At 63.7% G+C, this 8,664-nt stretch carries 11 protein-coding genes; 7 read left to right on the forward strand and 4 right to left on the reverse strand.

Annotated elements, in window-relative coordinates; genetic code table 11:
- A partial coding sequence (locus EN969_RS07310) for a LysR substrate-binding domain-containing protein (protein WP_127419048.1) occupies positions 1–852 on the reverse strand: 852 nt, incomplete at its 3' end.
- Positions 853–1,058: 206 nt separating this feature from the next.
- Between EN969_RS07310 and speB the strand changes: the two genes are divergently transcribed.
- The 4 genes from speB to EN969_RS07330 all read left to right on the forward strand — a co-directional run bounded on the left by speB (position 1,059) and on the right by EN969_RS07330 (position 4,316).
- Positions 1,059–2,120, forward strand: coding sequence for an agmatinase (speB, locus tag EN969_RS07315; RefSeq protein WP_013528438.1), 1,062 nt, complete (start codon positions 1,059–1,061; stop codon positions 2,118–2,120).
- Positions 2,121–2,202: 82 nt separating this feature from the next.
- A complete protein-coding gene (locus EN969_RS07320; RefSeq protein WP_013528437.1) occupies positions 2,203–3,009 on the forward strand; it encodes a transporter substrate-binding domain-containing protein in 807 nt (268 codons plus the stop codon).
- Between the two features lie 6 nt (positions 3,010–3,015).
- Positions 3,016–3,672 (forward strand): amino acid ABC transporter permease, encoded by a 657-nt coding sequence (locus EN969_RS07325; protein WP_024502057.1) that lies wholly within the window; start codon positions 3,016–3,018, stop codon positions 3,670–3,672.
- Positions 3,669–4,316 carry an amino acid ABC transporter permease gene (locus EN969_RS07330; RefSeq protein ID WP_024502056.1) on the forward strand — a complete coding sequence of 216 codons (648 nt, stop codon included), beginning with the start codon at positions 3,669–3,671 and terminating at the stop codon, positions 4,314–4,316. The genes EN969_RS07325 and EN969_RS07330 overlap by 4 nt, the downstream gene beginning before the upstream one ends.
- Before the next feature lie 22 nt (positions 4,317–4,338).
- On the opposite strand, the gene EN969_RS07335 is transcribed toward EN969_RS07330, so the two are convergent.
- From EN969_RS07335 to EN969_RS07345, 3 genes are all read right to left on the reverse strand, one after another.
- Positions 4,339–5,154 (reverse strand): oxidoreductase, encoded by an 816-nt coding sequence (locus tag EN969_RS07335; protein WP_063170427.1) that lies wholly within the window; start codon positions 5,152–5,154, stop codon positions 4,339–4,341.
- A 95-nt stretch (positions 5,155–5,249) separates the two neighbouring features.
- Complete coding sequence (gene fabF / locus EN969_RS07340) at positions 5,250–6,515, reverse strand: beta-ketoacyl-ACP synthase II (RefSeq protein WP_082826620.1); 1,266 nt, start codon at positions 6,513–6,515, stop codon at positions 5,250–5,252.
- 44 nt (positions 6,516–6,559) lie between these two features.
- The gene (locus EN969_RS07345) at positions 6,560–7,138 is read right to left on the reverse strand and encodes a TetR/AcrR family transcriptional regulator (RefSeq protein ID WP_127419049.1); all 579 of its coding nucleotides are present in this window, start codon (positions 7,136–7,138) and stop codon (positions 6,560–6,562) included.
- A gap of 80 nt (positions 7,139–7,218) precedes the next feature.
- Between EN969_RS07345 and EN969_RS07350 the strand changes: the two genes are divergently transcribed.
- The 3 genes from EN969_RS07350 to EN969_RS36605 form a co-directional block, all read left to right on the forward strand.
- Positions 7,219–7,578: a hypothetical protein gene (locus EN969_RS07350; protein WP_063169746.1), complete on the forward strand. Its 360-nt coding sequence runs from the start codon at positions 7,219–7,221 to the stop codon at positions 7,576–7,578.
- 86 nt (positions 7,579–7,664) lie between these two features.
- On the forward strand, positions 7,665–8,123 hold the full coding sequence (locus EN969_RS07355; protein WP_063169747.1) for a nuclear transport factor 2 family protein: 459 nt from the start codon (positions 7,665–7,667) through the stop codon (positions 8,121–8,123).
- A 307-nt stretch (positions 8,124–8,430) separates the two neighbouring features.
- A partial coding sequence (locus EN969_RS36605) for an ATP-binding cassette domain-containing protein (protein WP_281059998.1) occupies positions 8,431–8,664 on the forward strand: 234 nt, incomplete at its 3' end.

Raw genomic sequence — 8,664 nt, forward strand, 5'->3', positions numbered from 1 at the left:
GACGAACACCTGCACGATCGGCGTCGTCCGCATCTCGTTGCGGCAGACGACATAGAAATCGTCGACCGCCGGCACCGACAGGCTGAACGGCGCGACCAGCATGCCCCTGGCCAGCAGCGCGCTTGCCGTCACCGAGTCGCCCAGCGCCACGCCGTGGCCGTGCACCGCCGCCTCGGTCGCCATACGGGCATCGCCGAGGTGATGGCGGCGGCCCCGCTCCAGGTCCAGCGCATCGGCGGCAGCCAGCCAGGTGTGCCACTCGCGGCCGTCATCGCCATGCAGGAAGACATGATCGGCGAGATCCCTGACGCTGCGGATCGGCCGGTTGTTGATCAAGGTCGGGCTGACCACGGGAAACAGTTCGAGGCCCGACCATTTGCGCATCCAGCAATCGGTCCAGCTGCCGTCGCCATAATGCACGCAGACATCGATATTGGGCGCCCGCAAATCCTTGGGATCGTTGGAAGGAATAAGCGTCAGCCTTATGTCGGGATATTGCGCCATGAAACTGCCGAGCCGCGGTGTCATCCACAGCAACAGTAGCGCCGGCACGCAGGAGACCGAAAGTGTGCCGCTGCTCGCCGGCCTTGTCATGCGCTGGGTGGCGGCGGCGATGCCGTCGAACGCGGTCGACACCGCCGGCAGAAGCTCCGCGCCATGCGGTGTCAGCTTGACCCGCTGGCCGACCCGCTCGAACAGCTTGACACCGAGCGACTGCTCGAGCGCCTTGATCTGGTGGCTGACGGCGCCATGAGTGACGTTCAGCTCAGTCGCCGCCTTGGTCAGTGAACCATGGCGAGCCGTTGCCTCGAAGGCGCGCAGCGGATTGAGCGGTGGCAGGCGCTTGGTCATGGTACCACTTTGTTGTGAGATTTTCTCACAGAAAACACCCTAACAATATCAATTGATTTTTCAATGCCACTGCCAGACACTTGAGTTTAGAACAGCATCAAGACATGAAATCTGCAGGCAGCCAGCGGGACAGCGGCCCGGCCGGATGACGGTCGGTTCGCAGGCGTCACCCGCGCCGGCACTGCATCAGCCCAGGAGGAGCGGACATGGGATACGATCGCGGCAAGCTCGATGCGTTGCGTCGCAAATATGGTGAAAGCCATGGCGGCGAGATGTTCGACCCGAAATTCCGCAAGGTCGCCGACAAGATCTTCTCCAAGAGCGGCACGCGGCTGGCGCCCTATTCAGGCATCCCGACCTTTCTTGCCGCGCCCTACCGCGAAATATCGGCCGACAATCCGGATTTCGGCGATTTGCAGGTGGCGATGATCGGCGTGCCGATGGATCTCGGCGTCACCAACCGCCCGGGCTCGCGCTTCGGGCCAAGGGCGTTGCGCGCCATCGAGCGCATCGGGCCCTACAATCACGTGCTGGAATGCGCGCCGACGCATGAGCTCAGGGTCGCCGACATTGGTGACACGCCGTTCCGCAGCCGCTACCGGCTTGAGACCAGCCATGAGGATATCGAGCGCCGCACCAACCAGATCGTCGATGCCGGGGTCATTCCGCTGTCGATCGGCGGCGACCATTCGATCAGCCATCCAATTCTGAAGGCCGTCGGCAAGAAGGCCCCGGTGGGGTTGATCCATATCGACGCCCACTGCGACACCAGTGGCCTGTTCGACATGACCAAGTTCCACCATGGCGGCCCGTTCCGCAACGCGGTGCTTGACGGCGTGCTCGACCCGACGCGCACGATCCAGATCGGCATCCGCGGCTCGGCCGAATATCTGTGGGAGTTCACCTACGAGTCCGGCATGACCGTGGTGCATGCCGAGGAGGTGACCGGCCTCGGCATTCCGGCGATCATCGAGAAGGCGCGCAAGATCGTCGGCGACGGCCCGACCTATGTCTCCTTCGACATCGACAGCGTCGATCCGGCCTTCGCGCCGGGCACCGGCACGCCGGAAGTCGGCGGTCTGACGACGCGCGAAGTGCTCGAACTGCTGCGCGGCCTCAAAGGTCTTAACATCGTCGGCGGCGACGTCGTCGAGGTGGCGCCGCAATACGACTCGACCACCAACACGGCGCATGCCGCCGCACAGGTGCTGTTCGAGATACTGAGCCTGATGGTGTTCAGCCCGGCGATAACAGGCAAGGGCGCCTGACGTCTAGAAAAGCAAAGGCAGCCGCCGCGCTGGAGCCGGCGGCCGACCCGAACAAACAAAGCTTCCAGACAGGGGAATGACAATGACAATCCGTAAGACATTTGCCTCCATCGCCGCCGTGCTGATGCTCGGCACGGCCGGTTTCGGCCTCGCAGTTCAGGCCGCTAGCGCCGATGCGCTGGCGGACATCACCAAGGCCGGCACCATCAATGTCGGCGTCTTCGCCGACTTTCCGCCCTTCTCCTCGGCCAGCGCCGACATGAGCCTCAAGGGCTATGACATGGATGTCGCGCAATACATCGCCGATACGCTCAAGGTGAAGCTCAATCCCATCGCCGTCACCGGCCAGAACCGCATCCCGTATCTGAACGATCATCGCGTCGACCTGCTGATGAGCGTCGGCTATTCGAAGGAACGCGAGCAGGTCATCGACTTCGCCGCTGCCTACGCGCCCTACTACATCGCCGTGATCGGTCCGGCAGCGCTTGCCGTCAAAGGCAAGGAAGACCTCGCCGACAAGTCGATCGCCGTCAATCGCGGCACGCTGGAAGACACCTCGCTCACCGAGGCAGCACCGGCATCGGCCGACATCAAGCGCTTCGACAACTACAATTCGGTGATCCAGGCCTTCATCTCCGGCCAGACGCAGCTGATGGTCGTCGGCAACGATGTCGGCGCGCAGGTGCTGGCCAAGCAGGACGCACTGAAGCCGGAGCAGAAGTTCCAGCTTCTGACCTCGCCCTCGCATATCGGCCTCAACAAGAACGAAGACGGCCTGAAGAAGGCCGTGAACGATGCGGTCGCCAAGATGCTGGCCGACGGCAAGCTGGACGAAAGCTCGAAAGCCTGGCTGAAGACGCCGCTCAATCCCGACAATCTCAAGGATTGAGTTTCCGTGGCCTTTGGCTGGCTCCCGGGTGCCCTGGGCGACATCGCGCATGGCGCGGCCACGACGATCCTGCTGATCGCCGTGACCACGCTGGCCGGAACGCTGCTCAGCATCCTGGGTGCCGCGGGGCGGCGAAACGGCCCGGTGCTGCTCAAGCGGGCAATCGCCTGCTATGTCGAGGTGATGCGCAACACGCCGTTCCTGGTGCAGTTGTTCTTCATCTTCTTTGGGCTGCCCAGCCTGGGCGTCCGGCTCGACCCGCTCCTGGCCGCCATGCTGGCGATGACGCTCAACATGGCGGCCTACACCATCGAGATCGTCGGCGCCGGGCTTGACGCCGTGCCCGGCGGGCAGACGGAAGCAGCGCTGGCCCTTGGGCTGCGGCCACGCCAGGTGTTCGTCAAGATCGTGCTGCCGCAGGCGCTCAAGATCATCTACCCCGCGCTCACCAGCCAGATCGTCATCATGATGCTGGAGTCCGCCGTCGTGTCGCAGATCGCCGTGCGTGAGCTGACCTACGAGGCCGACATGCTGCAGGCACGCACCTTCCGCTCCTTCGAGACCTATTTCGTCGTGACGCTGGTCTATCTCGCTCTGTCGATGGCCTTGCGCCGGCTGCTGGTGTCAGGCGGGCGCCGCGCGCTCGGAGCCGGTGTGTCATGATCGAGTTCACCTTCTGGGACATCGTGCGCAACCTACTGCTCGCCGCCCGCTGGACGGTGCTGCTATCGCTGGCCGCCTTTATCGGCGGCGGCATCGTCGGCATGATCGTGCTGTTCTTCAGGATCGCTGAGAACAAATGGAGCCGGCGTGTCGCCTCCGGCTACATCGCCCTGTTCCAGGGGACGCCGCTCTTGATGCAGCTGTTCCTGATGTTCTTCGGCCTGCCGATGCTTGGTCTGCGCATCGAACCCTGGACGGCGGCGGCGCTCGGCCTCACCTTCTTCGCCAGCGCCTATCTCGCCGAAATCTGGCGCTCCGGCGTCGCGGCGCTACCCCTCGGTCAATGGGACGCCGGTGCCAGCCTCGGCCTGCACTATCTGCAGGAACTCAGGCTGATCATCCTGCCGCAGGCGTTTTCGATCACCCGCGCACCCACCGTCGGCTTCCTGGTGCAGCTGATCAAATCGACGGCGCTCACCTCGATCATCGGCTTCGAGGAGCTGGTGCGGACCTCCAACGCCATCAACAATGCGACCTTCGAACCGTTCAAGGTATACGGGCTGGTGGCGCTGATCTTCTTCGTCATGTGCTTTCCGCTGACGCAATACGCCCGCAGGCTCGAGAAACAGGCGGCTGCTCGCTGACGCGCCAAGGCAGCGCCCGATTTCAGACCGGCAACCCAAGCTGCTTGCGCAGGCTCTTGTCGAATTCGGATGCGGGGACGAAACGGCGCAGGAAACTGACCTGGCGCGCCATTTTTCCCGCCGCATAGCGTTTCTTCGGCGCGGGATCGGTCGCTGCTGCCAAAATGGTCTTGGCGACCACTTCGGGCGCATCGCCTTTTTCCATCGATTTCCGCACTGACATAGTCATCCCGGCGCGCGCGGAGTCGTAGATTTCGAGCGACCGGTCGGGGGCGGCAAGATTGTCCTCGAATGATGTGCGGGTATAGGCGGGCTCCACCAGCGAAACGCGAATGCCGAAGGGGCGCAATTCGTGATCGAGCGACTCGGAATACCCTTCGATGGCGTGTTTGGTCGACGAGTAAAGCGCGAAATAGGGAGCGGGGATGAACCCCTGTACCGAGCTCAAATTTACGATTCTGCCCTTCCCTTGGCGCCGCATTGCCGGCAGCACCGCGTTGGTCACGCGCAAGACGCCGAAGACGTTCACGTCGAACAGCGCCTTGGCCTGGGCGGTCGAGGACTCCTCCGCGCCGCCAAACAGCCCCATGCCGGCATTGTTGACAAGCACGTCGATGCGTCCGGCCGCGGCCAGAACGTCATCGACCATTGTCGCGACGGACGCGTCGTCGGTCACGTCGCAGGTCAGCATGGTCACGCCGGCGGATTGCTGTGAGGCCGTGCGACGGCTGGTTCCGAAGACGCGAAAGCCAGCGCCGAGCAAGGCGTCGGCGGTAGCGCGCCCGATGCCGGAAGATGCCCCTGTGACAAGGGCGACGCCGGGACTGGTCTTGTTCATGGAAATCATATCCTTCTTTGCGTTGGATCGGATTGGGAAAAGCATTGAGATAGGCCGGGGCAAAGGGCGTCGGTCATGACTGCGTCTGGCCACCGCTAGTTCCAGCGTCTGAACAGGGCGCTGGCATTCACGCCGCCAAAGCCGAAGCCATTGGAGATCGCGTACTCCATCTCCATGGGCCGGGGTGCGTTGGCGACGAAGTCGATTCCGTCGCCGGCCGGATCGGCCTCGCCCAGGTTGAGGGTTGGCGGGGCGACCTGATCCCTGAGCGCCAGGATTGCGAAGATCGCACCAAGCCCGCCGGCCGCTCCGAGCAGGTGTCCGGTCGCCGATTTCGTGGCACTGACAGCTATCGCGAAATCGCGCCCGAACACGCTCTTGATCGCTTCGATCTCACCCAGGTCGCCGACTGACGTGGAGGTCGCATGCGCATTGAGATGACGAACGTCGCGTGGCGAAATCCCTGCCTGGGCAATCGCGATCTGCATGGCCCGGCGCGCGCCGTCGCCGTCCTCTGGCCCGGAGGTGACGTGATGGGCATTCGCCGTCGTGCCGTAGCCGACGAGCTCAGCAATCGGTTTTGCGCCGCGCGCCAACGCGTGGCTCAACGCCTCGATGACCAGCACGCCGGCCCCTTCGCCCATGACGAAGCCGTCGCGCGATGTGTCGAAAGGGCGCGAGGCTTGGGCCGGCGCCCAATTGAAGCCGGTTGAAAGAGAACGAGCGGCGGCGAAACCGCCGAGACTGACGGTGTTGATGCACGCTTCCGTTCCGCCGCACACGGCGATGTCGGCTTCGTTGGCGCGGATCAGGCGGGCGGCGTCGCCGATCGCCTGGATGCCTGCCGCGCACGCCGTCACCGGTGCGCCGAGTGGACCTTTGAAGCCATGACGGATCGAGATGTGGCCCGCCGCGAGGTTCACCAGGAAGGACGGCACCGTAAAGGGAGACAGGCGGCGGGCGCCACGCAGGTCCACCGTGCGCACCGCCTCGGTGATGGCCGGGAACCCGCCGACACCTGAAGCGATGATCGTGGCCGTGCGCAGGCGATCCGTCTCCAAGGCAGGCTTCCATTGCGCCTGCGCAAGCGCCTCTTCCGCCGCCGCCAGCGCGAAGAGAATGAACCGGTCTACCTTGCGCTGATCCTTCGCGGACAGGACGGCATCGGCATCGAAACCAGCCTCGGGGTCTTCGCCCAGGGAGGGAACCACGCCGCCAATCTTAGCCGGCAGCTCTCCCACCACATCGTCAGGAAGCCTGCGAACGCCAGACCGGCCGGCAAGCAGGCGTGACCAGGACGCTTCGACATTGGCGGCAAGGGGCGTGACCGCACCCATGCCCGTGACGACAATCCGTTCCATCTGCTCTCCTATCCTTGCTGTGCTGGCGGCGCTGCTCGCGCCGTTCAAGTAGCGACTGCTTCGCGAACCTGATCGGCCGCCGCATCCAGAAAAGCCTGCGCAAGGTCGGGGTCGTTGACGACCCGCGACAGCACGACCGCGCCGACCATCGTCGAGAGAACGGCCATTGCCTTGTTGCCGGTCTTTTCGATGTCGCCCTCGCCAACCCAACCGCCGAGCATCTCGAGGTACGCCTTGATGCCGGCTTCGAATGACGCCTTCACCTCGGCACCTTGCCTGGCGGCATCCGAGCCGAGCGCAACGACCGGGCAGCCGTCCATCTTTTCTCCGCGATGATCCATGCTGAGGTAGAATGAGATCACCCCGTCGAACGGGTTCCCGGGATTTGCCGCGGTCGCGGCCGACCATTTGTGGGTGGCGCTTTCCATCGCCCGCCTGGACGCCAGCGCCGCCAGATCGTCCTTCGACTCGAATTGCTTGTAAAAGGCGCCCTGGGTCAGCCCGGCCCCTTTCATCAGATCCTTGAGGCCGATGCCGTCGAACCCGCGCTCCCGAAAAAGCCGGCTTGCCACATTGATCACGGTCTCACGGTTTTCCGCGGCCTGAGTGCGACTTACACGCATCGTCATCTCCTTTTTTAGATTGCATTCGTAATCTATACCCTATATAGAGGGTGAACGCAATCTAAAAAAGGACAAATGAGATGATCCGCAAAACCTTGGGCGCCTCGCTGCTGGCGGCGCTGTTTCTTGCAACCCCGGCTCTTGCCGAGGAAGCCACCATCGGGCGCCCGATCGAAGGCGGTAGCCTGCACCAGGCACACCTGGACATGGTGGTCTACTACGTTCCGGACGGCGACCTGCTTGAGGTCACCGCCACTTTCGCACCGAAGACCGGGGGTGATCCGCTGCGGGTTGTCATGGGCCTCGCCAACAGTGACTCCGTGGCGTTTTCCATACCTGGCCACCCGGGCTCGCTCTACGCGTTCTCAAGGTCCGGTGAGGAAGTGACGGTCTCGACCGAGACGGACACATCCCTGCGAGCCGACGCGACAATGCCCTGACCTGACGCGCAGACCGCGGCCGAGCGATGCTGGCCGGGGTCTCGCGTCGGAACGGCGCGCCACCGATAAGTTTGGAGAGAGGTCACATGCTTTACAGCTATTTTGTCGAGAAATCGATCCGGCAGAGCTTCGACGACGTCAACAACCATCGCTGGGATGCGGCGGTGAAGGCCATCGCGCCGCATGTCCATCACCGGGTTGGTGGCGCACACGCGCTTGGTGGCGAGCGCCACGACAAGCAGGCCCTGCGCCGGTGGTTCGAGCGCCTCGGCCGTGTTCTGCCCACTCTCCATCTCACGGTCAACCACGTGTGGGTGAAGGGCTGGCCGTGGCATACCACCGTGTTTGCCCAGTGGGATGGCACCGCTACCCTGCTCAACGGCGATACGTCCTACGTCAACCGTGGTCTCCACGTGTTCACGCTGCGGTGGGGCAGGGTTCATGCGCTCGAGGAATTCTACGATTCACAGGCGGCGGCGCGCGCTCTCGCCGCCCAGGCCGCAGCCGGCCTCGAAGAAGCTGTCGCCGAACAGACAACAAGCTAGCACAAGCGCGGTCCGAGGACGCCCAAGGTCTACGGGCCGGTGGCGCCGATCGTCTTCGTCTCGTGCCTTGCGCCCACGCACTATGCGCGCAGGCTCGAGAAGCGAGCGCTGGCGCGCTGGACTGCAGGCCCTGCATCGATGCCGGTGCTGTCGCGGCAACGGTCGAGCCGAGGCAGGCATACAGCTTTCCTCTTGGGAATAGGACTTGACATCTTGCCGTTCGAATTGTCCATTTGAAGCTTGACCGGGCCGAACGGGGCGGCGAGGGACAGGGGCAAACCGGCGGGTGGATAGACAGTCGAGTCGAGTGCTGTTGAGGACGGTCGGGCTGACAAAAGCCTTTCGAGGGCTGGTTGCCCTGCGTGATCATTCCATCGAGCTCCACGAACGTGAAATCATTGGGGTAATCGGGCCGAATGGCTCGGGCAAGAGCACGCTTTTCAACCTGATCACCGGCTTCTCCCAGCCGAATTCCGGTAGCATCGAGATGGAGGGCCGGTCGATCGTCGGCCTGCGCACATCGCAGATCGTCGCGATGGGC

This window comes from Mesorhizobium sp. M7A.F.Ca.CA.003.01.2.1 (assembly GCF_003998945.1).
Classification (GTDB): domain Bacteria; phylum Pseudomonadota; class Alphaproteobacteria; order Rhizobiales; family Rhizobiaceae; genus Mesorhizobium; species Mesorhizobium ciceri.